This window comes from Coleofasciculus sp. F4-SAH-05 (genome assembly GCF_040222985.1).
In the GTDB taxonomy this organism is placed as follows: domain Bacteria; phylum Cyanobacteriota; class Cyanobacteriia; order Cyanobacteriales; family Coleofasciculaceae; genus Coleofasciculus; species Coleofasciculus chthonoplastes.
Window position 1 is genome coordinate 42,119 of the sequence record NZ_JAVKBY010000213.1, and the last position, 24,286, is coordinate 66,404.

Genomic DNA, 24,286 nt, shown 5'->3' on the forward strand with positions numbered 1-24,286 from the left:
TTAATCTCAACAGTAGGGTGTGTTAGCGGAACAAAGTGGAGCGTAACGCACCAATTTTTTGAGAATTGGGGTGGGTTACGCTTGGCTAACGGCACCCTACTCGCTCGCACCATGAGTAATCTAGTCTAAAATGTTGCTATGAGCAGTCAATCTCAACAATACCAAATCTCTGAAATTCAGCAAGATAGAAGAAAACTTTTCCTTGATTGGGCTGATGGTCATCGCAGTACCTTCCACTATATTTGGCTGCGGGATAACTGTTATTGTTCGGCTTGTGGTGACCCCAGACATGGAGAAAAGCGTTTTCGGATCGTTGATGTTCCCATCGATATAGAACCCCTGTCAGTTCATTGGGATAGTGGAAACACAGTGGAAATACGATGGAAACCTGACGGTCACAAAAGCATTTATCATGCTCGCTGGTTGCGACAGCATTGCTATTCGGCTACGGAGAGGAAGCATCGCCAGTATCGACCGATTCTTTGGGATAGCCAGATTGTAACTAACCTGCCGCAAATTACTTATGAAGAAGTCAAAACTGGGGATGCAGGTCGGTTGCAACTGTTAGAATATCTGAGGGATTACGGGATTTGCTTTGTCCGAAACGTGCCTCCTAAGAATGGAGAACTCGAATCCTTTGCCCAGTCATTTGGACCTCTATTGGAAACCAATTACGGACGTATATTCGAGATTGTTGTTGACCCAGAGGAAAGCCAGAACAGTGTTGCCAACTCCCAAATTGACCTAATACCTCACACAGATGATGCCTATCAATATGCACCACCGGGAATTATTTTTTTCCACTGTTTAATGGCAAACAACGATGGCAGCGGTCAGTCTATTTTTGTGGATGGTTTTCAAATAGCAGAAGTGCTACGTCAGGAGAATAGGGAGGCGTTCGATCTACTTTGCCGTTACGAGGTTTCTTTCCGAAAATATTATCGCGATCGCATCGATATGCACTTCAGTAGTCCGGTTTTTTGCCTAGATAGTTCGGGTCATTTGCAGCAAGTTCGGATTAGCAATCTATTTCCTGCTCCCTTGGACTTGTCAGAGGAGATTATCGAGCCATTTTATGCCGCTTATGGAAAGCTGATGCAGCTCTATACTGATCCAAGATACTACCTGAAACAAGGTCTGCAACCCGGAGATCTGGTCATGTTTGACAACCATCGTATCCTACACGGGCGCACTGCGATCGCAATCCAAAATCAGCGCCGCCATTTACGCTACTGTTCAGTAGAGCGAGACTATTTTCATAGCCAGTGGCGGCTGCTTCAGACAAATCTCAGCTTTCAGGGATAGGTTGCAAATCGGGAATGGCTTGGCGAAGTTTTGAGAAAGACCAAGCGCCCTCGCGCAATAGCCGAGCCGGTGACTCTGTAAAATCAACCAGGGTAGAAGGCTGTTGTTCGGGGTTTGGTCCTCCATCCAGAACCAATGGAACTCGCTCTCCCAATTGCGCCGCGACTTCCGGGGCTGTTTTTTGCGTCTCCATCCCGGATACATTCGCGCTGGTTACCGCTAGGGGAGCACCAACCTGACGCACCAATTCCAAACAAAGGGGGTGGTTAGGGATTCTTACGGCGACTGTGTCTTTTCCTGATGTGACAAATGATGGGACAATTTCAGTCTTAGGGAAAATGCCAGACATTGCCCCGGGCCAAATTTTACGGAGCGACTTGATGGTACTTTCAGGAATGCCTTGAGTTACTTGTTGCAGTTGTTCAAAATCGGCGACATAAATGATTAGGGGTTTGTTTGGCGATCGCGATTTCACCTCAAAAATCTTTTTAATGCCTGATTCTTGGGCAATACTGGCTCCAATTCCATAAATCGTATCGGTTGGGAAAACAACGACATCGCCTTTCCCTAGCAAATTCACTGCCTTGCCTATGGTGACTTCTTGAGCAGCAGGTAAAATTTCTGTCATATTTTACTTTCCAGGAGTAAGTAGGTAGGCACAATAAAAGTTAACGGTAGAGATTGTCAGAGTAATTTAGGTCTTGCACTCTCTATACTAAACGGTTTAAGACTGAATCTAATCGGATTCGTGGAGAAATTTTCGATAACGCATTTTGAGAATGAGTCCCAGCGTGATTTGTTTCATCACCCAATACAATACTGCCAACACGATAAAGGTGACAAACATGACCAACAAGGGACGTTTGGCAGTTAAGTCATCCACAATTGTTTGGGCTAAATCCTCAGGTTGTGTAACTAAATCCCAACTATTAAATCGGAGGAATCGTCCTAAATAGATACCAACGGCACAGAGAGCATGAGTAATCAGTTCAGCCGGAAGAGTTAATTTACCCATGCCTTGCTTTTGTAAATAGTGTCCTAAATTAATTAACGAGATAACGTAAGCTTCAAAGCCCAGTAGAATAACGCTAAGATGTTGTGGAATTAAGACTAAAGTAATCACCCAAACGGAATAGTCACGGCGTACCGCATCAATCAGGTGGATGATATCCGTCAACAGATAAGGCGCATTGGGTAAGAACGCCATGAAAACAATGAAACCCACCCACCATAAAAGGTTACGAGAGCCAGATGAGCGGCGAAAGAGCCAAACGCTTAAAGCTAAGGGGATAAACGCCAGAAATAAATTCCAAGCCATCCAACCGCTATGGCGATGCCACGCTTTCCAGGCATCCCTTAATAGAAATCTGAAAGACATATTCTTATCGGTAGACCTACAGGTGTGAGTGGGTTTAGTGCTGCTGTTATCAAGTATAGCCACCTAAATCTAGGTGATGCCAACTTCAACTGAGTGCGATGTCAGGTACAAATCGGCTTCTATCCTAGACTATCACTGTCTGCAAGCCTGATTATTTGATTAAGTGACTTCTAAGAAGCAAAATTTATATATTATGGCGATTTACAATTACCAATCATAACGAATATCTAAAATTTTATAAAGTTTCTCGTTAAAATAATTAAAATAAGTCTTCAAAAATTCCATTTTTTCTTTATCCGCCTGAGTTTTATTAAATTTATATTTCCCAACATTATGCTTTTTCTCTTGAAATTGACGAATCTTTTCTTGGGGAAAATCCTCAATCTCTAAAAAACGGCACACACTATTGAGCGTTGAAGCCAAATCCTTACGAAACTGATCCACATTCAAAATGAGAATTTGATTTTTATCAAAATACTTATAGTAATTTTCTAGCTGTTCTACATATTTCCCCCTGTCGATATAATCATAAGGATAATGGGCTGTGTTTGATTCAGGATTGAGTTCTTGCTCAATTGCCTGGGCAAAACTTCTTGTATCTGCTATTGCTCTCAAGCTCTGGTTGGGATTATCGGAAAAACTATGATACATTTGCCACGCTGAATAAGCCCGGGAAACAGGCTCCCTCAAAACGGCAATCATTTTAATATTTTCTAAATCTTGTTTGATGAGCTGAGGAATATGTTTGAAATAGAGATAACTGGGTGATGCATCACAGGTCAGTTTATTCCCCTTGCGAACTTTTGATGGAAAATGTCCTAAATACCAACCCCAGCCCTGACTATAGTTTTCCGGTAGGTCAAAGTAACGAATTTCTTTCCATGTCTTGTTCTCCAAAATTTGAGGATGTTGACTTAGGTAGCGATACAATGAAGTGGTTCCTGCCTTCTGCGCTCCGATTATCAAGAAGTCAGGTCGCGACTTAATAACTGGATAGACTACCCCTTTAATCAATCGTTTCATCATTTGAATATCTCTGTATTGATCAACAGTGTCTTCATAGCTTCTATTATAGGACTGAGTACGAATCCGTTGGTAGAAAACTTCCTGTACAGATTTGACATTGTATGCTTTGACAAAAATATGTCTTATGCCCAATGCTGAGAATAGGCTCAAAAGCAGACACCCTCCCAGTTCTTAATCTGAGAGGAATGTATATTTAGATACTGTTGGTGCAGTCACATATAGGCTACTATCACCTATTAATCAGATACCGAATTAGTCATCTTTTTGTTTTTTATTCTGTTTTTTCGAGTATGCTCTTTTAAGCAAAGGAGCTATTCCTAGAGCTGTACCTGTACCCAGAATGGTTAATGGTTCAGGAACAGGAGTTGCTACAGTAATCACGCGCAACGGATCTATTGACGATCGATTAGTAAAATGAACGTCCAAGATATTCCCCCTATCTCCTGTAATAGTCGCCATGTCTCTAGGACTACCAGCAATAACCTCGTCTAAAGTCCCGAATCTGGATAAAGAGGTAATAGCATTGGGGGCAAATAATCCTGACAAGTTGCCGAGCGTCGAGCCATCCCAGTGTGCAATCGTTCCGCCACTTTAAGAGTACTCTTCAAATCAAGACAAACGGCGTAGTCTTTGTGGAGGGCTGGGCTGGCGCCATGCTTGTCAATCAACTCCTGGAACAGTGATTCCGGTAAGGAGCCACTCTCGACTTGAGGAGAGTGCGCCCCCCAAGCTGCCACCTGTAACCCGTTGATCTTATCAGTCAGCCGCACTTGGGGAACATCGAAGGTAGCTACCCGATAGTCTTCACCCAATGCGTAAAAGGGGGGATACTCCTGAAAATCATAAGCGGCACGGGTTTCAAAGTTGTAAGTCCCTTCGCGAAACACCATTTGTGCCCAAAAGCCAGTTTTTTGAGGTGAACAACCCGTGGCAAAGGTTGTCCAGGCTGTCTCTACATTAGAATCCCGAAAATTCTGCAAACGCCCGTATACTCCCTGCTGGCGCAGATGAGACAACGTTTTCAGATATCCTTGAGACATCCACTTTTCGAGTAGAGATGGCTCGGCGGCATCCAGCCCGATGGCGATGACAGGATTTTTCTTCATTTGTTGTATTTTGTCTAATGCGATACTTGACAAATGTGAAATGACTCGTTTAAGTTAAACAATGAACCCCTAGCTATAAGCATACAATATTGTATCTATAAACAAAGTAGCATAAAGTTTGAAGATAAACAATAGAATACAGATGGCAAAACATCTAATTGTGGGAGGAGCTGGCTTTATCGGAGGAAATCTGGCAAGAGAATTGGTTGGTAGAGGAAGTAAGCCCAGAATTTTTACACGGGCAAGCTCTTCTCTTGTCAACCTAGTAGATATTTTAGGAAGCCTAGATATTGTCTATGGAGATTTCCTGGACGATGTAGCGCTTCGGAGAGCAGTCAAAGGGATAGATACAGTTTTTCATTTGATCTCAACGACTTTCCCGGGAACACAAATGGAAAGTAGTGTTTATGATATCTTTTCAAATCTACTGCCAACCATACGCTTAGTTGAAATCTGTCTGGCTAGTGGAGTTAAAAAAATTGTTTATGCTTCATCTGGAGGAACAATCTATGGTGAACCTAAAACAATTCCTATTACTGAAGAGCATCCTCTTCGACCCAAATCGGCTTATGGGCAGAGTAAATTAACTATTGAAAATTATCTTAATTTCTATGCTCGATCAACAGAGTTAGACATTAATGTGTTGAGAATATCAAACCCTTTTGGTTTCGGACAAAAGCTCTTAGGGACGCAAGGAATAATCGCTGTTGCTATGGGCTGTGCATATTATAATCGAGTTCTCAAGATATATGGTCAAGGTGAAACGGTTAGAGATTACTTATACATAAGTGATGTAGTTGATGCTTTAATAAGAGCATCAGAGAGATCCGGTTCTTCTATTGTTAATATTTCCTCAGGCTTTGGTCATAGCGTTATGGAAGTTGTTGAAGCTGTTGAAAAAATTTCTGGAAAGATGATTCAGAAAGAATTTGTTCCTGCTCGTCACGGAGATGTTAAAGTAAATATTCTATCAAATAAATTAGCCAAGGAGATATATGATTGGACAACAAAAGTAGATTTCCAAGAAGGATTAAGGATGACCTGGGAATATCTTATAAATAAGAGAACATAAAGATAAAAGAACATAAAGATAAAATGATTGAAGAAGTGCAGAGATAAGCGAATTTTGCTTTAAGTTGATAATCTAATGATCAACTATTGTTTTGTGGGTAAGTAAGGATGTCAGTGATGCAGCCAATACGTGTTGGATTTTTTTCGGTAAACAACTATTTTGATAAAAATTCTTTCTCAGGCGCACTGTACTATATGCATAAAGCCTTAAGTAAACAGAAGATTAAGCTAGTTAACTTAGGATTGCCTCGAAGATATTTTCAATGGCGTAAACTTTTAAGCTATGCCGAGAAAGTAGGATTTTTCAGACTCAAAAATTCTCACCTAGGTGAGCAATATGAGAAATTTATTGCCGTAGTTAAAAGACAGCTAAAAAGTACGTCCTGTGATTTGATTTTTGCTCCTGTTGCCTCAAAAGAATTAAGTTTTTTGGAAACAGATATACCGATTGTTTTCTTGTCAGATGCAACCCCAAAACTACTCCACGAAACTTATAAGTTTTTCTTGACGGAAGAAGATTTTTTGTCAGCTTCCAACATGGAGCTGGCAGTGCTATCGAAAGCTAACAGAATCGTCTATTCTTCGGAATGGGCTGCAAATTCTGCTGTTTTAGAGTATGGTGCAGCCCCGAATAAGATTAACGTTGTCCCCTTCGGCGCAAATTTAGATACTGTTCCGGACGTAAGTGAAACCCGACAGAAGTATCGGCATCAAAGGTGTCGTTTGTTGTTCATCGGTAAAAATTGGCAGAGAAAAGGTGCAGATATTGCTTTTCAAACTCTTGTTTCCCTGCTCAATATGGGAATAGATGCAGAGCTAATCATGGTGGGAACGGTTCCTCCAGCCGAGATTCAGCATGAAAGATTAACCATCATTCCTTTCTTGAATAAAAATGTTCCTCAACAGCAGGAAAAATACAATAATCTTCTGTTAGAATCGCATTTCTTAATCTCCCCTACCCGGGCTGACTGTTCGCCACTTGTGTTTGCTGAAGCCAATGCTTATGGTATTCCGGTAATCACAAGTGATGTTGGTGGAATCTCCACGATTGTGAAGAATGGACAGAATGGTTATATGCTACCCGTCTCTGCATCGAGTCATGAATATGCTGATTTGATAGCGACTAACTTTGCCAATAAAGATGTCTATGAACAGTTAGTACGATTGTCCCGGCAAGAGTATGACACGCGCTTAAACTGGGATACATGGGCGGAAAACTTGCACCAGATTATGCTCAATACTCTTGAGGGAGTTGAACCGGAATTGTCTATGCCAGAGACTCAACCAATGACTCTAGCGCGATAGGTTGGCTTTCTGCCTAGAGGCTGTCTCTAGAAAAAGTTGAGTTGACTAGATTGAGGGGCTGATGCATTTGAAAAGAAAGATGTGTCAGCCCTAAAAACTGGTTAAGCTACTCAGATTAACCTCTTGGTTCTGGAATGGCAGGAATCAGGACGCATTGAGGAACTGTGCGGACAGTTGCGTTGGAGGGGGCAGAGCAATCTTACCGGGAAACGTTGTAGACTGACTAGAGAGCAATTTGTTAACCAATGTTTCGAGTCAATCTAGATTCGTCTCAGCCAAACCCTAACCAAGAGAGTTAAACCCGTGGAGATAGTCATGCAGGAACAATTGCAACGGGCGATCGCACCGTATCGGGACGCCGTTGATTATGTGGAAATTCGGGTGGAGCAAAGTGAGCAAACGGCGATATCGTTTCGGGGAGAACAACTGGATGCGGTAGACCGTAGCTTGAGTTTAGCGGGGGGAATTCGCGCTTGTCATCAAGGGGGATGGAGTTTGGTCACGTTTAATGGGTTGGCGGAGTTGGAAGATCGCATTGAAGCGGCGATTTCCCAAGCGCGGTTAGTGGGGAAAGACACCACAAGTTTAGCACCACTGGAACCAATTCAAGATTATGTGGCGGTGGAACTGGGTCGCGATCCTCGTGGTTTATCTCTGTTAGAAAAGCGTCAGTTAATCGCCGAGTATAATCGCCTATTACTAGAATATGATCCGCGAATTCAAACCACAATGGTAGGATATCGCGATCGCTTCGGGATTAATTATTTTGTCAATTCTACAGGTTCCTGCATTGTCCAAGAACGGCTGGATATATCCGCCCGGTTTGGTGCGATCGCGCGAGGGGATGAAGGGATCGTGCGTCAAGGCTTTGAGTCGGTTCACTCCCGTTCCGATTACGATGCGTGGGTATTGAAGAACGAGTGTTAGGGGCGGGTTTAGCCACCATTGTAGGGGCGGGTTTAGCCACTAACTTAACTTGTCACCGATAACTGATCAACAAAACCCGCCCTCCTCACCGATAACTTAGCTGAGTTTCAAATAGCTGGCTTCGGCTTCTAGCTGACGAACCAAAGCATCATTGCCATTGGCTCTAGCGACTTCTATACGATGTTGCAAGTTCTTTTGCAAGCTTTGGCGATGGGTCGCAGCGGCTTCTTTTGCCTGTTTTTGGAGTTTTTTGTTCATGGTGAACATTCCTTGGGTTTTACTTCTGGTATGGACTCTAATTTAAAAATACCACGAATAAAATCAAAAAAGATCACCATTACGTAGTATTTAATACAGAAAATTGTGAAATGTTGAGGGGGATAACCGCAAACAGAAGGCAGTGGTTCGACAGGCTCACCAACCAGGCAGAAGGTAGGGAGCAAGGTGTCAACCTAACCGCTCAATTTGGGCAACCCACTTTCCCCACCGTTGGGGGAGTTGATCAAGACAGGCTAACTCAAGCATAAAGCCTCGGTAACGACGGAGTGCGATCGCGTGAGCTTCGGGATAATCCGCGCCGCAATCAGAAAGCTCCTCCGCTCCCAGACGTAGCATGCTACGTCTCTACATTCGCTAAAATTTCTTGCCACTCCTGATCGGATAACGGTTGTACAACAAACTCCACACCAAAACAATCAACTGCGGCTTGGGTTAATGCTTCAATCACCGTTTGCCTTAAATTATCCCCTCGCTGAGTCAGAGGTAAATTTACAGCAGAGTGTTCACCAAACACCTGAGCAAATAACTGAGCATCTGGCTCTAAGCGCATCGAACCATGTTGTAATATAGCGTCGCCACGTCGCAACTGGGCGCTGCCAATCAGTTTGTTCCCTTCAGTTGTGACCAAATCTGCACCTGTGGCTGTGGCGAAACAATTGGGATTGTGGCGATACTCTCGTCCCGCCTTACCATAGTGCAAATCGACGCCGAGCGATCGCCATCCCTGAATCAAAAATTTACAAATCTGCTGATAGGCTTCCAGGCGTTTGTTACTGAGTCCTGAAGTCACCACCATATACGTTAAATCACCTTGGTGTAGCACAGCGCGTCCTCCCGTCGGACGTCGAACTAAGGGAATCGGTTTTCCCTTCCAGGTCAGATTTTGCCAAGTCGGAGACCAACGACATTGATGGTACCCTAGGGAAATTGTGGCGGATTCCCAAGTGTAAAACCGCAGAACTGGAGAATTTTTAGCACCTGTATATCCAGACGTGCCATGGCACGTCTGGATATTGCCTCCCCGCTCGCCGGTACGTTGTTCTAGAAGCCATTGGTCAATTGCCATCTGAAGCTGTCCGGAGAGGCATAGGGGAGGGATTAAACGCCAAGGTGATTGGCTCGTCAGGATTGGTTTCATCGCTTCATCGAATCTTTGCAATCGTTGTCATACAGTAGACAAAACTTTACATTTTAATTTTGCCACTTTCATCTCCTTTTATCCTGTTTGAGCGAAACCGTAATACGTTTTAATACGACATATTCTTAGATTTAATCCATTTGTTTTAGGTGTAAACCAATCAACTATTATTTAATCACTAAAGTAAATAAATAGATGTAATACGAAAAAATATTGTATGATGTTTTTCTTCTATTGGGAAAGAAAAAAAGTTTTTATAAAAGTCTTAGGTTTTTACCCACAACACCATCTTTATAGTGTTATTAATTAAATAGAAATGAATCAGGAGCATTAGAAATACTGAATAGGGTTTAGCCGAGTAGTATTATATCTGTTAGTTCGTCAAAAACATGGTGTCGTCATGACCGTTAAATCAATCAAACCGAATGTGTCTTTCAGCTTGTTTACAGCATCTAAGCAAGTTCAATTTATTCAAACATTAAAACGGATTCGGTTTAGCGGTCATCTGATATTGACAAGTCCAGACGACCAAAAATGGGTGTTTTATCTATACCAAGGTTCTCTGATGTATGCCACAGGCGGCACTCATCCGGTGAGACAGTGGCTGAGAAATGTAGCTGCCCATAGTCCCCAGTTAAAATTAGATCGCTTAGCCATACAGCGTGATTTAACAGGATTTAATCAAGCCAATTGTAAAACCTGTTGGCAATATCACCTGTTGAGTGTATGGGCAAAGCAACAGAAAATCACCCATGAACAAATCACTCATCTGATTAAATCGGTGATCACGGAAGTCTTGTTTGATATCGCCCACGCCCAGCAAACCACCTACCAAATTAAACAAGATAATACGTTATCCACCGAACTTCCGGTCATTGATGTAGAAGAAGCGATCGCAGAAGCTAATCAGTTATGGCAGGCTTGGCATCATGATTTAGTGGCAGACTATTCTCCCAACCTGGCTCCGGTGATTAAACATCCCAAAGCCTTGGAAGCCCGGACGTCAGAGGCGGTTTACCACATCCTAAGCAAACTTTTGGACGGGAAACATACATTGCGGGATGTGGCGGTGCAGATGAAGCGGGATGTCTTGCAAGTGACTCGTTCTCTGTTGCCTTATATTCGCTGGGGATTAGTGGAGTTGATTTGTATCCCTGATTTCCCGAGTCCCGTCAAGCAAGAGAGTTCAGAAAATCCATCCACTACCACCCAATCCACCCAGCCACTGATTGCTTGTGTGGATGACAGTCCCTTGGTTTGCAACACCATGGAAAAACTCCTCAACGCCAGTGGTTATCGATCGCTGGTTATCGACGATGGCTTGCGTGCGATCGCGCTTTTGATTTCTCGTAAACCTGACTTAATCTTTCTCGATTTGGTGATGCCGAATACTAATGGCTATGAGATTTGCGCCAAATTACGCAAATTGCAAGCATTTCGCGATACGCCGATTATGATTTTGACCGGAAAAGATGGCATTGTCGATCGCGTTCGAGCCAAATTAGTGGGTGCATCTGATTTCTTGAATAAACCCATTGATGCGGGAACTGTACTTAATGTTATCAGCAAGCATCTTAAGCAGAATGTTGTTGATCACTAGTCAGTGGTTTTAGGTGAAAATCACTGACTAACAACGAAAATTCAATCAAAACCATCCATTCTTATTTTACGCGAGGTAAATATCATGGGAACTGCCCTAGTTGTTGAAGATTCTGCCACCGACATGCAAATTATCATTAATTGTCTACAGCAAGGAGGTATCAACGTATTGACTGCTGACAGTGGTGAAGCCGCCCTAGAAAAACTGAATAACCACAAACCTGATGTGATTGTTCTAGACGTTGTGCTTCCCGGACTCAGTGGGTTTGAAATCTGTCGTGATTTAAAAGCCGCTGCTAATACCCGCAAAATCCCGATTGTGATTTGCTCAACTAAAGGCGGTGAGATGGATAAGTTTTGGGGGATGAAACAAGGTGCTGATGCCTATCTCTCTAAACCCGTTGATCAAGATGAGTTGCTGCGTACCGTCAAACAATTGACGCTGAGATCGGCTTAATGTCCATTCGGTCTAGATTGGTCATTACTGGATTGAGTGGAAGTTAACCCTGAGATATACCGAAAAATAATCCAAACCCTAATGATTAATCTAGACTCACCAAATCCCATTCATTTTTTCATGAGGTCAAGACTATGGGGACTGCTTTAGTCGTTGAAGATTGCCTGACAGATTTGCAAATTATCAAGCGCTGCTTACAGGAAGATGGGATCAAAGTTATAACGGCTGACAGTGGTGAAGAAGCACTTGCCAAACTTAGCAGCGAAAAACCTGATGTAATTGTTCTGGATGTTGTGTTACCCGGTCGGAGTGGATTTGAAGTTTGCCGTGACATTAAAGACGCCGCTAATACCAAAAGCATCCCTGTGGTTATTTGCTCGACCAAAAGTGGCGAAATGGATAAATTTTGGGGGATGAAACAAGGTGCCGATGCCTACATTGGTAAACCGATTGATCAGGCAGAACTTTTACGTACAGTGAAACAGTTAATTCGAGCCTGATCAACGAGAGAAAGTAGGAGTATCTCATTTTAGCAACAGCGATGCATTGGCAAAACCTACGCCAAGCGTAACTATCTTTCTCGCCTAGAGAAGTCCATGAGTCAGATACTCACACTACCTAACTTGTAGAGAATATCAATGTCCAACGTTTTACTCAGCTCAAATCCTTCCTTACCCACTACCCCAACCCAAGAACAATTGTCGGGTTCTCTTACCCAAGCAAATGAACAGTTTTTACGCTTTCATTTGTTACCCGATACCACCGCTTTATTACCCATTCATCAACTCACTGAAGTATTAACCATTCCTAGAGGTCAAATTGTCCCAATTTTTCAAATGCCAGGTTGGGTGATGGGGGCTTACAATTGGCGGGGTGAAGTCTTATGGATGGTTGATTTAGGTCATTTAGTGGGACTTACACCCTGGTATCAACAGGCGGCTAATAGTTCAGCGTATACGGCAATTGTGCTGCAAGCCAAAACCAAATCGTCAACCTCCACCCAAGCCAACAGCGAAATGTTAGGACTTGTGGTCAACCGAGTTGAAGATATTGAATGGTGTAATGCTGATTGGATTCAATCTCCTCCCTCCGCTAGTGTGACTCCGGAATTAGTGCCTTTCTTGCGGGGGTACTGGTTGAAAAATAATGGTGAAATGCTCGTGATTGTTGATGGAAATGCGATTATTGCATCAATGCCCAAGCTATCTATTTAAGGGGTGAAGGGAGTCCATTATTAGACCTAAACCTGCCCTGACCAAGTTTTAAGTTTTCCCAGTTTTCGTTCTAACTCATCAATTCTGAATCAGGGTGGTCTACATTTCCACGATTAACGTGTTGTTGTTTTAGTGAACTGGATTTACACGACTGATTCTTGAATAAAACTGCCTCGCATTTAGTTGCAGTTAGATTTCTACCCAAAAGCTTATACGATTCCATATCCCATTATCGTAGAACCCCCTGCCAATGGAAATAGGTTAGGAGGCAAATCGTAGGACATGGACTCGAGTAAGTCCAGTTTTGAGCAATTTGCCAACTCCTCCGTATTTTGTATTAAAGAGGTTCGATCCATGACTAGACTTTCTCCCAAACCGGGTTCCCATCACGATACCAATGGTCGCGGTTCTTACTCAAAGAATTTGCCGATTGAGGCTCAAACCTATTCGAGTGACTATCCCCCATCGATGCCTTATCGAACGTCTGGGACTGCTGATCAATCTCTACCCAAATTGTCGTCACTTGAGGCAATGGGAAAAGCGCCAGAACAGCCCTCAAACCGTCGCGGGTTCGGGTCTAGTCTGCGAAGTAAAGCAATTGGTTTAGCCCTAGCGATTGGAACATTACCCGTATTGGCGGTGGGTGCGACTGCATACTTCACAGCCAGTGGCGGGATGTATGACCAAGTGGTGAGTAACGAACAAACGAACACACTTGACTTGGAAGACAAATTAGATGGGTTCATGGCAGAACGCTACAGTGACATTCAAGTCATGGCACAACTTCCGGTGTTGAATAATGCTGAAATTGCGAAGATTACACCCAAGGAAGAAAAGGAACGTCTGCTCAATGCCTATGAGAAACTGTACGAAAGTTACGACAGTATTGGTGTGTTTGACCTTCAGGGTAACGTTATTGCCCAATCGGACTCTGGAGAAATTCTCGAAAATCACTCTGACCGAGACTATTTTCAAGAAGTATTGAGAACGAATCAGGTCTACATCACGGAACCACGGCTCTCTGAAACGACTGACAGGTACGGTATCTATATAACCGCACCGATTAAGGATTCCGTGACAGGTAAAACCATTGGTGTTATCCGCACCCGTGAGCCGATGGAACGAGTGAATGGAATTTTCGGTGTAACCAAAGACCGACAACAAGAATTTCACCTGATTGATTCGTCAGGTAACGTGGTGGCTTCAGACGATCCTAATGATATTGGTGAAACATTCGAGGAAAAGTTTCCCACGATGTATAGTCAAGTTCAACAAAACCAGGAAAACGTCCTGACCATTGTTGAACAGCGAACTGGACGGGAAGACGTTATTACTTACTCTCCCACAGAAGAACTGGCTGAACTGTATAACCTGAACTGGGCGCTGATTATTGTCCGTCCCACTGATGTGGCGTTTGCACCGCAACGGAATATGCTCTGGACTCTGGGCTTAGGGACCGGTGGTGCCGCCTTAATGGTTGGTGCAGTTGCGACGTTCGTGGCTGGGAACGCTACCCGACCGATTGTGGATGCAGCCGGTGCGGTGTCAAAAATTGGTCAAGGTGACTTGGATACTCGCTTGCAGGTTAAAGGAGAGGACGAACTGGCGACTCTGGGTGCAAACATTAACGATATGGCGGGTCAGTTAGAGGTATTTATTCAAGAACAAGAACTCGCTGCCGAACAAGCCCGTTTACTGGCAGATATTACAGGTTCTCGCACCTTGAAATCCCAGGAAATCCGGGATCTGTTTCAGAAAGCGGTTGAGGAAACCCGTAAAATCCTTAAGGCTGAACGGGTGATGATCTTCCAATTTAACCCCGATGGTAGCAGCTATGTGGCGGCTGAATCGGTGGCAATGGGTTGGCCCCGTAGCCTGAATGACAAGATGGAAGAACTCACTCTGTCTGAGGAACGACGCCAGACGTATAAAGAAGCCCGTGTTGTCGCTACCAATCATGTCTTTGAAGCGGATTTAGTACCAGAGGAACAAAAATTAATGGCACGTTTGGGTGTCAAAGCCAACTTAGAAGTGCCAATTCTCCACGAAGGTCAACCCTTCGCGTTGATCATGGCGCACCAATGTTCGGTTCCCCGTGAATGGCAAACGGCAGAAGTCAACTTCTTTAAACAGTTAGGGGGTCAGATTGGACTGGTAATCGACCGAGTAATGCTCCTAGAAACTACCGACAAACTGGCGCAAGAACAACGGGAGTTGAAAGAAGGCTTACAACAACGCGCTTTAGAACTCCTGAAGGAAGTAGACCCGATTAGTAAAGGTGACTTAACCATTCGGGCGCGAGTAACTGCTGATGAAATTGGTACAGTCGCTGACTCGTACAACGCCACGGTAGGAAACTTACGCAAGATTGTCGAACAGGTGCAAAAAGCGGCGACTCAGGTGGCAACAACCACAAGCAGCAACGAAGTGGCGGTTCAATCCCTATCCCAAGAAGCCTTGATGCAAGCCGAGCAAATTTCCTACGCTCTTAGCCGTGCCCAAGAAATGGCAGAAACAGTACGCATGGTTGCCGCCCACGCTGAACAAGCGGAAATTGCAGTGCAAGAAGCCTCTCAGACTGTGGCAGAAGGGGACGACAACATGAACCGGACAGTTGAAGGGATTCTAGCAATTCGTGAAACTGTAGCAGAAACAGCGAAAAAAGTCAAACACTTGGGTGAATCATCCCAAAAGATTTCCACCGTTGTTAACCTGATTAGCACCTTTGCCGCCCAAACCAACCTACTTGCGCTGAACGCCTCCATTGAGGCAGCCCGCGCCGGAGAAGAAGGACGAGGGTTCGCGGTGGTTGCGGACGAAGTACGTGCCTTGGCGCGGCAATCGGCAGAAGCGACAGCAGAAATTGAAAAACTGGTGGCGGCGATTCAAGGGGAAACGAATGAAGTGGTTGCGGCGATGGAAGCAGGGACAGAACAGGTGGTCACGGGTACAAAATTAGTGGACGAAACTCGTGCCTCTCTGAACAAAATTGCCACAGCTTCTAACCAGATTAACCAATTGGTTGAAGCGATTGCCAACGCCACAGTTGTTCAATCCCGAGCCTCTGAAGATGTGACCCAAACGATGACCAATGTGGCAGACATTGCTGCCCGAACCTCACAAGAAGCGGGTTTGGTTTCGTCCTCGTTTGAACAACTACGAAGCGTTGCCCAAGCCCTCCAAGCTGACGTGGGTCAGTTTAAGTTGAAGTAACTATCAGTCATTGGTCATTGGTCATTGGTCATTGGTCATTTGTTCATTCATGTTATTAACAGTTTGGACTCATCGTGTAGGGGCGACATTGGTGTCAACTTAAGCGTTAAAAGCTGGGGGAACTGGGGTTGTAGAGACGTTCCGGTGGAACGTCTGGAAACTGGGGAAGCTGGGGAAGCCGAGGTGTTGCCTATTGCCTAGCACGTAGCGCTATAAATTGGGCGCAAGCCTTGCGCCCCTACAGGAGAAACATGACGAATGACAAAGGACAAATGACGAATGACAAATGACAAATGACGAATGACAAATGACGAATGACAAATGACAAATGACAAATGACGAATGACAAATGACAAAGGACGAATGACAAATGGCACTCAACCCCGATATTCGCGATCAAGCCTATCAATTCTTTATTGAAGAAGCACCGGAACTTCTACAAAATATTGAAGCAGGGCTGCTTAACCTGCGCCAGGATCGGAGCACGGCAAATGTCCATGGAATGATGCGAGCAGCTCATTCATTAAAAGGAGGTTCAGCGAGTGTAGAATTGGAGGCGATTAAGACTATCGCTCATCGCCTAGAAAATATTTTTAAGGCACTCTACAACAAAACTGTTGAAATTGATACAGACTTAGAGAGTCAATTGCTGCAAGCGTATGACTGTTTGCGTCTGCCATTGATGGAGCAAATTGCCACCAATCAGTTTGATCAAGAGCAAGCCTTAGCTATTGCTGAACCGATTTTTGAACAGATTGAAGCTAGGTTAGGCGATGCTTTAACTCAGGCAGATAATTTTATCCCGAGTTCATCAGAATTAGGGGTGGATATGGCATTATCCATCTTTGAAGTGGATGTGGAACAAGGATTGGAATTACTGTCTCAAGTTGTGGCAGATCCAGATCATCATCCGGTAGCCGGAGAACTACGGGCGCAAGCGGATGTATTTGCTGGGTTTGCCGAATTTTTAAATCTACCCGGATTTGGCGCGATCGCAAACACGGCAATTACGGCGCTAAATGCCCACCCAGACAAGGCGTTAGAGATTACTCAAGTTGCCCTGGCTGATTTTGATGCAGGCAGACTGGCAGTGTTAAATGGCGATCGCAGCCAAGGTGGTACACCATCGCCTCAGTTAATGGCTTTAGCAGGTGTGGCTGATGAGACCCCTCCTGCAAGGAATAGAGAAGCAGGGGAAGCTGGGGGAGCTGGGGAAGCTGGGGAAGCAGAATTTAAATTTAAAGCTTATCCGGGTAGTATTGAGACCCCTTCCCTTGCAGGGAAGGGGGCTGGGGGGTTAGGTTTTCCAGCATCCGAAGAGTCGCTGTCTACTTCTTTCTTAGATCCTGATACCGAACCGCTTTTAGCCGATTTAGAAGCGGGGGTTCCCTCGTTGGAAGATGTTTTTGGGGAGATAGAAGCCGACACCAGTCAGGAAGAAGAAGAAGAAGTAGAAGTAGAAGTAGAAGTAGAAGTCGTAGTAGAACCCGAACCAGAAGAGGAATTAACAGCAGCGTCGGCATCGAGTCTAAGTATACCTGCACCAGAAACCCTGGAAGAAGCGATCGCATCCATTGGGCAAGTGTATGAGGAATTGCCGGAAGTTGAAGATTTACCTGCACCTGCGGTAAATAATGACACAACTCCCACTGTTACCTCCAGTAACTTGGTTCCCTCTCAATCGGGTTCGAGTGAACTCTCTGCTACTCATCCATCTGCTCAACCCACATCCGAGAACCAAGAACCTGAATCAGTATCGCCGAAACGTTCTAAATCTAAACAAGAAGCGGCGACGCCTCACCTATCGGTACGGGTTGACTCGGAACGACTAGAACGCATGAATAATCTGGTGGGTGAGTTAGCGATTAACCGGAATGGGTTATCCCTGCAACACCAGCAACTACAACGATCTGTGCGAGAGTTATTAGAACGATTTAGCCGGGTGCAAGCCATGGTGAATCATTTGCGGGAACTCTCGGACAAGATGCTGATTTCACCTGAACGTTATAACCCCCAGATCAACATCGCCCTGCTGAATCAATTGACGGAGTTTGTCAGTCGCACCGAAGAGTTTGATTCCCTGGAATTAGATAACTATAGTATCCTCAACTCCCGACTGCAACAACTGATTGAAGATATGGTGCAGGTGGAAGAATCGGTGGATGATGTCGCCCTATTTGCCAAGCAATCGGATCAAACTCTGGAACAGCAACGGCAAATGCTGACCAGTTTACGGGATGAGTTGATGTGGGCGCGGATGTTGCCCTTGGGTGAAGTTCTCAACCGTTATCCGCGTGTGATCCGAGATTTGTCTACGCGGTATGAAAAATCGGTTAATTTGAAACTGAATGGGACGAATGTTCTGGTAGATAAAGCGGCTTTAGAAAAACTCTATGATCCGCTAATGCATTTACTTCGCAATGCTTTTGACCATGGGATTGAATTGCCAGAGGTAAGGCGTCAGCAGGGGAAACCGGAGGTTGGGCAAATTGAGATTCGCGCCTATCACCAAGGCAGTCAAACCATTATAGAGGTGAAAGATGATGGTCAAGGATTGAATATTAAACGGATTGGTCAACAGGCGATTGACATGGGATTGGTGTCACCGGAACAACTGACGACGCTGACGCCGAATCGATTATTTGAGTTTCTGTTTGAACCTGGATTTTCCACGGCGGAACAAGTGAGTGAATTGTCGGGGCGAGGGGTAGGATTGGATGTGGTGCGATCGCAGATGCGTTCCTTAAAAGGGACGATTTCGGTTCATTCATCTCCTGGTGTGGGGACAACGTTTACCTTACGCCTACCCTTAACCCTCACTATTGGTAAATTACTCGTCTGTTTCGTTGGTTCTACGGCGTTGGCGTTACCCTCAGACAGTGTAGAAGAAATTGTTATTCCCAAAGGGAATCAAGTCAAAACCACCGGAGAACAGCGATTTCTACGCTGGCGGGGTCAAATTGTTCCCACCTATCGGTTAACGGATTTATTGGATTATGCTTGTCCCTTACCCGAAACCTGTCCCAGTCAGGCGTTGGTTTCGGTTCCATCACCAACGAATTGGGCGTTACCGATGCTAGTGTTGCGTCAAGATCAATATGTTCTCGCCCTAGAAATTGATCGCCTAGTCACAGAACAGGAGTTAGTGATTAAACCCTTCGGCAGTGCGATCGCGCCTCCTAGTTTTACTTATGGCTGTACTATCTTAGGGGATGGTAGTTTAATTCCAGTGATTGATGGCGCCGTCTTAATGGATCAGCTTTTAGGTCAAAGCAGCCAGTCAATCTCAATTACATCCAGCAACCGCACTCTTGTGAGTATTCCGGAGTCCCGTTCTGCTCACAATAATGAGACCAAAGCTCAAACCGCCAAAGCCCCCACCGTGTTAGTCGTGGATGACGCGGTAGCATTACGGCGAACTCTCGCCCTCACCTTAGAACGAGCCGGCTGTCGGGTATTGCAAGCACGAGATGGACGAGAAGCACTGGAACAATTGCGGCAAAGTTCTGCTGTTGATTTAGTCGTGTGTGATATTGAAATGCCCAACATGAACGGGTTTGAATTTCTGGGTCAACGTCGCCAAGATCCGCAAATCTCAAAGGTTCCCGTGGTGATGTTAACCTCCCGCAGTAACGATAAACATCGCTGGTTAGCACGGCATTTAGGCGCAAATGCGTATTTCACCAAACCCTATCTGGAACAAGAATTTTTGGGTGCGATCGAACAAATTTTGATTCAGGATAAGTCACAACAGCCGCAATTACAACCCTCTTGATGGGGTGAGGGGGATGGGGAAGCCAATTCTCAGTGTAATCAGTGTAACTAACCTCTCACTTCCCTACCCCACTCTCTGCAATAAATCCGTGAAATCAGTGTTTTGACAAAGGACAAAGGACAAATGACAACATTAGTTACTCAATTTCAACCCAACGATACTGATTTATCCCAATCTAGACAGGTTATTCCCTCTCTAAAATTCATTGTCTTCAGCATGGGGAATCTGCATCTAGCCTTACGCATTGAGTCAATTTATAAAGTCGTGGATCACACGCCAATCTACAGTAGTGGGCTGAATCATGTCGGCGTTGCTCATTTAGGCGATCGCGAGGTGACGGTTGTAGACTTGTATTGGCGATTTTTCAAGCAAAGCCCGATTCAGGAATCCAGCACGGGCGGGTATTTAATTGTCGTTAGAAACACGACAGGGGACTTATATGGAATTCCGGTAACTGACACACCCATTTTAATGGAAATACCCTTATCAGCCATTCGCTTACTTCCTGAATCCTATCGTCGAGCCGATACCCTAGAAGTTGCCAGTCATGTAGCGGTTATTCCCCAGGATAAAGAATCGGTTACTGTATTTTTACTGGATGTCGATTTACTAATGCCAATCTTCCAGGAAATTGGCACGTTAACGAACGTATGAAAAAACGAATGTTGATGAACCGCCCACAGTTTCAGGTGAAGACGTGTTACCTGGCTTTATCCTCGATTTAACCATCATCCTGAATCCTTAAATTTATCGTAATTGAGTAAAGGGCGACCCGATCAAATTGAATGGACAGAGTTATTGTTTTGTGGAAGCGGGTCGCCCCTACCCTAAGAATGCGTAACTTTATTAATTAACAATATGGTTCAAAAATCCAATCTTTCACTGGTGCTGGTTGGAAGCGTTTACGGTTCCGTTCACTCCATTGATGCACCTGAGTGCGATCGCACGATTTTCTGGTATACTTTTTACTATGGGAAAATGTGTCCGCCTATAACCTCTTCATCAAACCTTTCCGACCCAGACAATAGACGACGCGATCGCCTAATTTGCCTGTTAATTTTATTCCCTCTAGATTTGACAATTAAACCCAAATATGAGTTAACCCGTAGGGGCGGGTTTTACCGTTATCTGTGGCGAGAAACTTCTCAATTCAATAAACCCGCCCCGCACCCAACCGCTAACTTGTATAATCCAGTTGGTGTGGGTTTGAGGTGAGTGGGTCGAGTTCCCTTAATTCTCTTCGACGTAATTTGTTTAGGGCTAAAGCCCTTACTACGAACTAACTCTCACCAAAGAGAGCTTAAATTCAGGATAAATCCGGGCAAAATATCGTCTCCTGAAAGAGTCGCTGGAGCCTCTAAAACTTCAACAGCTTGCTGAGGACGGTAAATTTCCACTTGTCTCATTCCTGGCGCAATTAACCAACCCAAACGAGCGCCATTATTAATATATTCCTTCATTTTATCCTGGGTATCTTTTAATCTATCCGAAGGAGACATCAATTCCACTACAAAATCAGGGCAAATGGGCGGGAATTTGGTGCGTTGTTCGGGAGATAGTGCATCCCACCGTTCCTGTATCACCCAAGCCAAATCCGGAGAACGATTAGCGCCGTTGGGGAGTTTAAAGCAGGTGGAAGAGTCAAAACCAACCCCTAATCGAGTTTGGCGATTCCATATCGCTAAATCAGCACCAAACTCAAAGTTTTGATTTCCGGTTTCTCCGCCAGTCGGGGGCATAATAATTAATTCTCCTTGGGCATTCCGTTCAAATTTCAGCTCAGGATTCGCCTGACATAATTGATAGAATTGGTCGTCGGTAAGCTGAATGATTGGGTTAAAGTCTATCGTATAAGCGGTCATTGTCGTTTTACCTATTAACTCAAATTAATTTTTGATTCATCCCCTATCCGTGTTAGGGTCAGAACTCGCAAACATCTGGGGAACTGACTGGACAAGTTGGCTGTGGTATGGGATTGTCTCCGAGGTCAAGCAAAGTCAGATTGGTAAGTCCAGATAGAGGACTGACATCTGTTATCTGGTTAGAGAAGAGGATAAGTTCAGTAAGATTGGTAAGTCCAGATAGAGAACTGACATCTGTTATTTGGTTATTGCTGAGGGAAAGCCAAGTCAGATTGGTAAGTCCAAATAGACTGACATCTGTTATTTGGTTGTTGTAGAGATAAAGCCTCCTCAGATTGGTAAGTTCAGATAGAGGACTGACATCTGCTATTTGGTTATAGTAAAGGTCAAGCCTCCTCAGATTGGTAAGTCCAGATAGAGGACTGACATCTGTTATTTGGTTAGAGAAGAGGATAAGGCTAGTCAGATTGGTAAGTCTAGACAGAAGACTGACATCTGTTATTTGGTTGTCGTAAATGGAAAGTCTCCTCAGATTGGTAAGTTCAGATAGAGGACTAACATCTGTTATTTGGTTATTGCCGAGGTCAAGCCTCCTCAGATTGGTAAGTTCAGATAGAGGACTGACATCTGTTATTTGGTTGTTGTAGAGGTTAAGCTCAGTCAGATTGGTAAGTCCAGACAGACTGACATCTGTTATTTGGTTACCGAAAAGGTCAAGCCTCCTCAGATTGGTAAGTCCAGACAGACTGACATCTGTTATTTGGTTAATCCTGAGGTCAAGCAAAGTCAAATTGGCAAGTCCAGATAGAGGACTGATATCTGTTATTTGGTTATGGCCGAGGGCAAGCTCAGTCAGATTGGTAAGTCCAGACAGAGGACTTACATCTGTTATTTGGTTATAGTAAAGGTAAAGCCTCCTCAAATTGGTAAGTCCAGACAGAGGACTTACATCTGTTATTTGGTTAAAGTGAAGGGAAAGCCCAGTCAGATTGGTAAGTCCAGATAGAGAACTTACATCTGTTATTTTGTTGTCGTAAAGGGAAAGCCCAGTCAGATTGGTAAGTCCAGATAGAGGACTTACATCTGTTATTTGGTTAAAGTGAAGGGAAAGCCCAGTCAGATTAGTAAGTCCAGATAGAGGACTTACATCTGTTATTTTGTTGATACTGAGGGAAAGCCCAGTCAAATTGGTAAGTCCAGATAGAGGGCTTACATCTGTTATTTGGTTATTGCCGAGGTAAAGTTCAGTCAAATTGGTAAGTCCAGACAGAGGATTGACATCTGTTGTTTGGTTATTGCTGAGATAAAGTTCAGTCAGATTGGTAAGTCCAGATAGAGGACTGACATCTGTTATTTGGTTAAAGCTGAGGACAAGCCCAGTCAGATTGGTAAGTCCAGATAGAGGACTGATATCTGTTATTTTGTTACTGCCGAGGGAAAGCCCAGTCAGATTGGTAAGTCCAGACAGAGGACTTACATCTGTTATTTGGTTGAGTTCGAGGTCAAGTTCAGTGCGACTTGATAGGTTTTCATCAGCTTGTTTACAGTCACTCGTACCAGCTTCTTCTAACAACACTTCCACTGTTTTCCTTGCCTCAGCTGACAAACTGGTTTTGTTCAGACACCACTCTTGAAAAGAACTCCCCAAGCTAGGGTTAGCCGCTTGAGCCACCTCCCATCCTAATATCCACGTACTAATCGTTAGAGCAATGACAGCAGTTTTATCCATTTCCTTTCTCTCCCTCAAAGATATCGCCATCCTATTTTAGTGTTGACAGGTAAAAATCTTAAAACCCAGGTATATCAAGGAACACAGTTTTTAAAATTGCCACAACCCTTTAATACCAATCCTACCCCGATGATGGTAAAGTGCGATCGCACAATTTCCTGGTATACTTTTCGTCATGGGAAGATGTGCCTGCATATAGCCTATCTATGAAGCCTTTCAGACCAAGACAGTAGACAGCGCAATCACAGATAAGGTAGTTATAACCCTAAGCAATAGCGAGTCTTTGCTTCAACCCTTGCCATAACTTCTTCAGAAAGTAAACCCGCAGGTTGTTTAGGAAAGCGTTTGGAATCCAGGGAGCGAATTTGGAAACATAAGAACACCGTTTCCATGGGCAAACCACTGTTGGCTGGAGAAACCCGCACGTTCGTTGGGTAATCGCGCTGGATATTTTCTCCTTTCGTTCCGACAATAACCGTTACCACTAGCGGTAAACGATTAATGGCATCAATTGAAAGGACAAGCACAGGACGTTTTCCGGCTTGTTCTCTCCCTTGAACTGGGTTGAGATTAACAAAATAAATTTAGCCGCGTTGAATGCTCACGATTCAGTTAATCCATCCATTTCAGTTACGGCAAATTCCTGCTCAATTGCCTTGAGTTCGCCCTGAATCCCTGGGTCATTTGCCATCATTACCAGTTGCTGTTCAACCGTTTTTCCCTGGCTGTCACGATGGTTAAGGGTGCGAGATAGTCTCAAATTGTGAATAATTCTTTCCATTAACCACAGTTGATCTTCATCCGATAAGCAACTGACCATTTTTTCAATCTGGTGTAGGCTGGGAGGGTTCATGATCTAAGATTCTACGGATTGAGTGGCTCTAAGGTCTAGCTTATCCTAT

The 24,286-nt window shown here is 44.3% G+C and carries 25 protein-coding genes and 1 pseudogene; 13 read left to right on the plus strand and 13 right to left on the minus strand.

The window, feature by feature from the left end; translation table 11 throughout:
- Window positions 1–138 precede the first annotated feature (138 nt).
- Entirely contained in the window at window positions 139–1,305 is a 1,167-nt protein-coding gene (locus tag RIG27_RS26405) for a TauD/TfdA family dioxygenase (RefSeq protein ID WP_446350155.1), read from the plus strand.
- Here the strand turns inward: RIG27_RS26405 and RIG27_RS26410 are convergent.
- From RIG27_RS26410 to RIG27_RS26430, 5 genes are all read right to left on the minus strand, one after another.
- Complete coding sequence (locus RIG27_RS26410) at window positions 1,289–1,933, minus strand: L-threonylcarbamoyladenylate synthase (RefSeq protein ID WP_446350156.1); 645 nt, start codon at window positions 1,931–1,933, stop codon at window positions 1,289–1,291. The genes RIG27_RS26405 and RIG27_RS26410 overlap by 17 nt on opposite strands.
- 108 nt (window positions 1,934–2,041) lie before the next feature.
- Window positions 2,042–2,683 carry a DUF1361 domain-containing protein gene (locus RIG27_RS26415; protein ID WP_446350157.1) on the minus strand — a complete coding sequence of 214 codons (642 nt, stop codon included), beginning with the start codon at window positions 2,681–2,683 and terminating at the stop codon, window positions 2,042–2,044.
- A gap of 207 nt (window positions 2,684–2,890) precedes the next feature.
- Complete coding sequence (locus tag RIG27_RS26420; RefSeq protein ID WP_446350211.1) at window positions 2,891–3,709, minus strand: sulfotransferase domain-containing protein; 819 nt, start codon at window positions 3,707–3,709, stop codon at window positions 2,891–2,893.
- Window positions 3,710–3,961: 252 nt separating this feature from the next.
- Window positions 3,962–4,168, minus strand: coding sequence for a PEP-CTERM sorting domain-containing protein (locus RIG27_RS26425; protein WP_446350158.1), 207 nt, complete (start codon window positions 4,166–4,168; stop codon window positions 3,962–3,964).
- A 29-nt stretch (window positions 4,169–4,197) separates the two neighbouring features.
- On the minus strand, window positions 4,198–4,815 hold the full coding sequence (locus RIG27_RS26430) for an alkaline phosphatase family protein (protein ID WP_446350159.1): 618 nt from the start codon (window positions 4,813–4,815) through the stop codon (window positions 4,198–4,200).
- Window positions 4,816–4,957: 142 nt separating this feature from the next.
- Here RIG27_RS26430 and RIG27_RS26435 point away from each other — a divergent pair, with 142 nt between their 5' ends.
- The 3 genes and pseudogenes from RIG27_RS26435 to RIG27_RS26445 all read left to right on the plus strand — a co-directional run.
- Window positions 4,958–5,887, plus strand: coding sequence for an NAD-dependent epimerase/dehydratase family protein (locus RIG27_RS26435; RefSeq protein ID WP_446350160.1), 930 nt, complete (start codon window positions 4,958–4,960; stop codon window positions 5,885–5,887).
- 116 nt (window positions 5,888–6,003) lie between these two features.
- Window positions 6,004–7,191 (plus strand): glycosyltransferase family 4 protein, encoded by a 1,188-nt coding sequence (locus RIG27_RS26440; protein WP_446350161.1) that lies wholly within the window; start codon window positions 6,004–6,006, stop codon window positions 7,189–7,191.
- A 315-nt stretch (window positions 7,192–7,506) separates the two neighbouring features.
- Window positions 7,507–8,091 (plus strand): annotated as a pseudogene (locus tag RIG27_RS26445) (PmbA/TldA family metallopeptidase); the annotation flags it as partial.
- Window positions 8,092–8,214: 123 nt separating this feature from the next.
- On the opposite strand, the gene pirA reads toward RIG27_RS26445, so the two are convergent.
- From pirA to RIG27_RS26460, 3 genes are all read right to left on the minus strand, one after another.
- The gene (gene pirA / locus RIG27_RS26450; protein ID WP_446345352.1) at window positions 8,215–8,376 is read right to left on the minus strand and encodes an arginine synthesis PII-interacting regulator PirA; all 162 of its coding nucleotides are present in this window, start codon (window positions 8,374–8,376) and stop codon (window positions 8,215–8,217) included.
- A gap of 189 nt (window positions 8,377–8,565) precedes the next feature.
- Entirely contained in the window at window positions 8,566–8,733 is a 168-nt protein-coding gene (locus tag RIG27_RS26455; protein ID WP_446350162.1) for a hypothetical protein, read from the minus strand.
- A gap of 1 nt (window position 8,734) precedes the next feature.
- Entirely contained in the window at window positions 8,735–9,535 is an 801-nt protein-coding gene (locus RIG27_RS26460) for a lipoyl protein ligase domain-containing protein (RefSeq protein ID WP_446350212.1), read from the minus strand.
- A 400-nt stretch (window positions 9,536–9,935) separates the two neighbouring features.
- Here RIG27_RS26460 and RIG27_RS26465 point away from each other — a divergent pair, with 400 nt between their 5' ends.
- The 6 genes from RIG27_RS26465 to RIG27_RS26490 all read left to right on the plus strand — a co-directional run bounded on the left by RIG27_RS26465 (window position 9,936) and on the right by RIG27_RS26490 (window position 16,219).
- Window positions 9,936–11,135 (plus strand): response regulator, encoded by a 1,200-nt coding sequence (locus RIG27_RS26465; RefSeq protein WP_446350163.1) that lies wholly within the window; start codon window positions 9,936–9,938, stop codon window positions 11,133–11,135.
- An 84-nt stretch (window positions 11,136–11,219) separates the two neighbouring features.
- A complete protein-coding gene (locus RIG27_RS26470) occupies window positions 11,220–11,591 on the plus strand; it encodes a response regulator transcription factor (RefSeq protein ID WP_446345344.1) in 372 nt (123 codons plus the stop codon).
- Between the two features lie 134 nt (window positions 11,592–11,725).
- Entirely contained in the window at window positions 11,726–12,091 is a 366-nt protein-coding gene (locus RIG27_RS26475; RefSeq protein WP_446350164.1) for a response regulator transcription factor, read from the plus strand.
- A 138-nt stretch (window positions 12,092–12,229) separates the two neighbouring features.
- Window positions 12,230–12,805 carry a chemotaxis protein CheW gene (locus RIG27_RS26480; RefSeq protein WP_446350165.1) on the plus strand — a complete coding sequence of 192 codons (576 nt, stop codon included), beginning with the start codon at window positions 12,230–12,232 and terminating at the stop codon, window positions 12,803–12,805.
- Window positions 12,806–13,159: 354 nt separating this feature from the next.
- Window positions 13,160–16,018: a methyl-accepting chemotaxis protein gene (locus tag RIG27_RS26485; RefSeq protein ID WP_446350166.1), complete on the plus strand. Its 2,859-nt coding sequence runs from the start codon at window positions 13,160–13,162 to the stop codon at window positions 16,016–16,018.
- A 24-nt stretch (window positions 16,019–16,042) separates the two neighbouring features.
- On the plus strand, window positions 16,043–16,219 hold the full coding sequence (locus RIG27_RS26490) for a hypothetical protein (RefSeq protein WP_446350167.1): 177 nt from the start codon (window positions 16,043–16,045) through the stop codon (window positions 16,217–16,219).
- Here RIG27_RS26490 and RIG27_RS26495 read toward each other — a convergent pair.
- Complete coding sequence (locus tag RIG27_RS26495) at window positions 16,216–16,395, minus strand: hypothetical protein (RefSeq protein WP_446350168.1); 180 nt, start codon at window positions 16,393–16,395, stop codon at window positions 16,216–16,218. The two genes, RIG27_RS26490 and RIG27_RS26495, sit on opposite strands and share 4 nt — an antisense overlap.
- On the opposite strand from RIG27_RS26495, the gene RIG27_RS26500 reads away from it, so the two are divergent.
- From RIG27_RS26500 to RIG27_RS26510, 3 genes are all read left to right on the plus strand, one after another.
- Window positions 16,389–19,793 (plus strand): response regulator, encoded by a 3,405-nt coding sequence (locus RIG27_RS26500; protein ID WP_446350169.1) that lies wholly within the window; start codon window positions 16,389–16,391, stop codon window positions 19,791–19,793. The two genes, RIG27_RS26495 and RIG27_RS26500, sit on opposite strands and share 7 nt — an antisense overlap.
- Window positions 19,794–19,916: 123 nt before the next feature.
- Window positions 19,917–20,447 (plus strand): chemotaxis protein CheW, encoded by a 531-nt coding sequence (locus RIG27_RS26505; RefSeq protein ID WP_446345334.1) that lies wholly within the window; start codon window positions 19,917–19,919, stop codon window positions 20,445–20,447.
- Window positions 20,448–20,651: 204 nt separating this feature from the next.
- Window positions 20,652–21,008 carry a hypothetical protein gene (locus RIG27_RS26510; RefSeq protein ID WP_446350170.1) on the plus strand — a complete coding sequence of 119 codons (357 nt, stop codon included), beginning with the start codon at window positions 20,652–20,654 and terminating at the stop codon, window positions 21,006–21,008.
- Window positions 21,009–21,079: 71 nt separating this feature from the next.
- On the opposite strand, the gene RIG27_RS26515 is transcribed toward RIG27_RS26510, so the two are convergent.
- From RIG27_RS26515 to RIG27_RS26530, 4 genes are all read right to left on the minus strand, one after another.
- Entirely contained in the window at window positions 21,080–21,655 is a 576-nt protein-coding gene (locus RIG27_RS26515; RefSeq protein WP_446350171.1) for a Uma2 family endonuclease, read from the minus strand.
- Between the two features lie 58 nt (window positions 21,656–21,713).
- Window positions 21,714–23,384, minus strand: a complete 1,671-nt coding sequence (locus tag RIG27_RS26520; protein ID WP_446350172.1) for a leucine-rich repeat domain-containing protein — start codon at window positions 23,382–23,384, stop codon at window positions 21,714–21,716.
- Between the two features lie 257 nt (window positions 23,385–23,641).
- Window positions 23,642–23,968 (minus strand): type II toxin-antitoxin system PemK/MazF family toxin, encoded by a 327-nt coding sequence (locus tag RIG27_RS26525; RefSeq protein WP_446350213.1) that lies wholly within the window; start codon window positions 23,966–23,968, stop codon window positions 23,642–23,644.
- A 17-nt stretch (window positions 23,969–23,985) separates the two neighbouring features.
- Complete coding sequence (locus RIG27_RS26530; RefSeq protein ID WP_446350173.1) at window positions 23,986–24,237, minus strand: hypothetical protein; 252 nt, start codon at window positions 24,235–24,237, stop codon at window positions 23,986–23,988.
- Window positions 24,238–24,286: the final 49 nt, after the last annotated feature.

Excerpts from the sequence above, each read along its gene's own strand:
- RIG27_RS26530 (WP_446350173.1), bottom strand. The coding sequence starts at position 24,237 with ATGAACCCTCCCAGCCTACACCAGATTGAAAAAATGGTCAGTTGCTTA.
- RIG27_RS26480 (WP_446350165.1), top strand. The coding sequence starts at position 12,230 with ATGTCCAACGTTTTACTCAGCTCAAATCCTTCCTTACCCACTACCCCA.
- RIG27_RS26475 (WP_446350164.1), top strand. The coding sequence starts at position 11,726 with ATGGGGACTGCTTTAGTCGTTGAAGATTGCCTGACAGATTTGCAAATT.
- RIG27_RS26405 (WP_446350155.1), top strand. The coding sequence starts at position 139 with ATGAGCAGTCAATCTCAACAATACCAAATCTCTGAAATTCAGCAAGAT.
- RIG27_RS26470 (WP_446345344.1), top strand. The coding sequence starts at position 11,220 with ATGGGAACTGCCCTAGTTGTTGAAGATTCTGCCACCGACATGCAAATT.
- RIG27_RS26510 (WP_446350170.1), top strand. The coding sequence starts at position 20,652 with ATGGTTCAAAAATCCAATCTTTCACTGGTGCTGGTTGGAAGCGTTTAC.
- RIG27_RS26410 (WP_446350156.1), bottom strand. The coding sequence starts at position 1,933 with ATGACAGAAATTTTACCTGCTGCTCAAGAAGTCACCATAGGCAAGGCA.
- RIG27_RS26430 (WP_446350159.1), bottom strand. The coding sequence starts at position 4,815 with ATGAAGAAAAATCCTGTCATCGCCATCGGGCTGGATGCCGCCGAGCCA.
- RIG27_RS26465 (WP_446350163.1), top strand. The coding sequence starts at position 9,936 with ATGACCGTTAAATCAATCAAACCGAATGTGTCTTTCAGCTTGTTTACA.
- RIG27_RS26520 (WP_446350172.1), bottom strand. The coding sequence starts at position 23,384 with ATGGATAAAACTGCTGTCATTGCTCTAACGATTAGTACGTGGATATTA.
- pirA (WP_446345352.1), bottom strand. The coding sequence starts at position 8,376 with ATGAACAAAAAACTCCAAAAACAGGCAAAAGAAGCCGCTGCGACCCAT.
- RIG27_RS26500 (WP_446350169.1), top strand. The coding sequence starts at position 16,389 with ATGGCACTCAACCCCGATATTCGCGATCAAGCCTATCAATTCTTTATT.
- RIG27_RS26425 (WP_446350158.1), bottom strand. The coding sequence starts at position 4,168 with ATGGCGACTATTACAGGAGATAGGGGGAATATCTTGGACGTTCATTTT.
- RIG27_RS26460 (WP_446350212.1), bottom strand. The coding sequence starts at position 9,535 with ATGAAACCAATCCTGACGAGCCAATCACCTTGGCGTTTAATCCCTCCC.
- RIG27_RS26435 (WP_446350160.1), top strand. The coding sequence starts at position 4,958 with ATGGCAAAACATCTAATTGTGGGAGGAGCTGGCTTTATCGGAGGAAAT.
- RIG27_RS26415 (WP_446350157.1), bottom strand. The coding sequence starts at position 2,683 with ATGTCTTTCAGATTTCTATTAAGGGATGCCTGGAAAGCGTGGCATCGC.
- RIG27_RS26485 (WP_446350166.1), top strand. The coding sequence starts at position 13,160 with ATGACTAGACTTTCTCCCAAACCGGGTTCCCATCACGATACCAATGGT.
- RIG27_RS26455 (WP_446350162.1), bottom strand. The coding sequence starts at position 8,733 with ATGCTACGTCTGGGAGCGGAGGAGCTTTCTGATTGCGGCGCGGATTAT.
- RIG27_RS26505 (WP_446345334.1), top strand. The coding sequence starts at position 19,917 with ATGACAACATTAGTTACTCAATTTCAACCCAACGATACTGATTTATCC.
- RIG27_RS26420 (WP_446350211.1), bottom strand. The coding sequence starts at position 3,709 with ATGATGAAACGATTGATTAAAGGGGTAGTCTATCCAGTTATTAAGTCG.
- RIG27_RS26515 (WP_446350171.1), bottom strand. The coding sequence starts at position 21,655 with ATGACCGCTTATACGATAGACTTTAACCCAATCATTCAGCTTACCGAC.
- RIG27_RS26440 (WP_446350161.1), top strand. The coding sequence starts at position 6,004 with ATGCAGCCAATACGTGTTGGATTTTTTTCGGTAAACAACTATTTTGAT.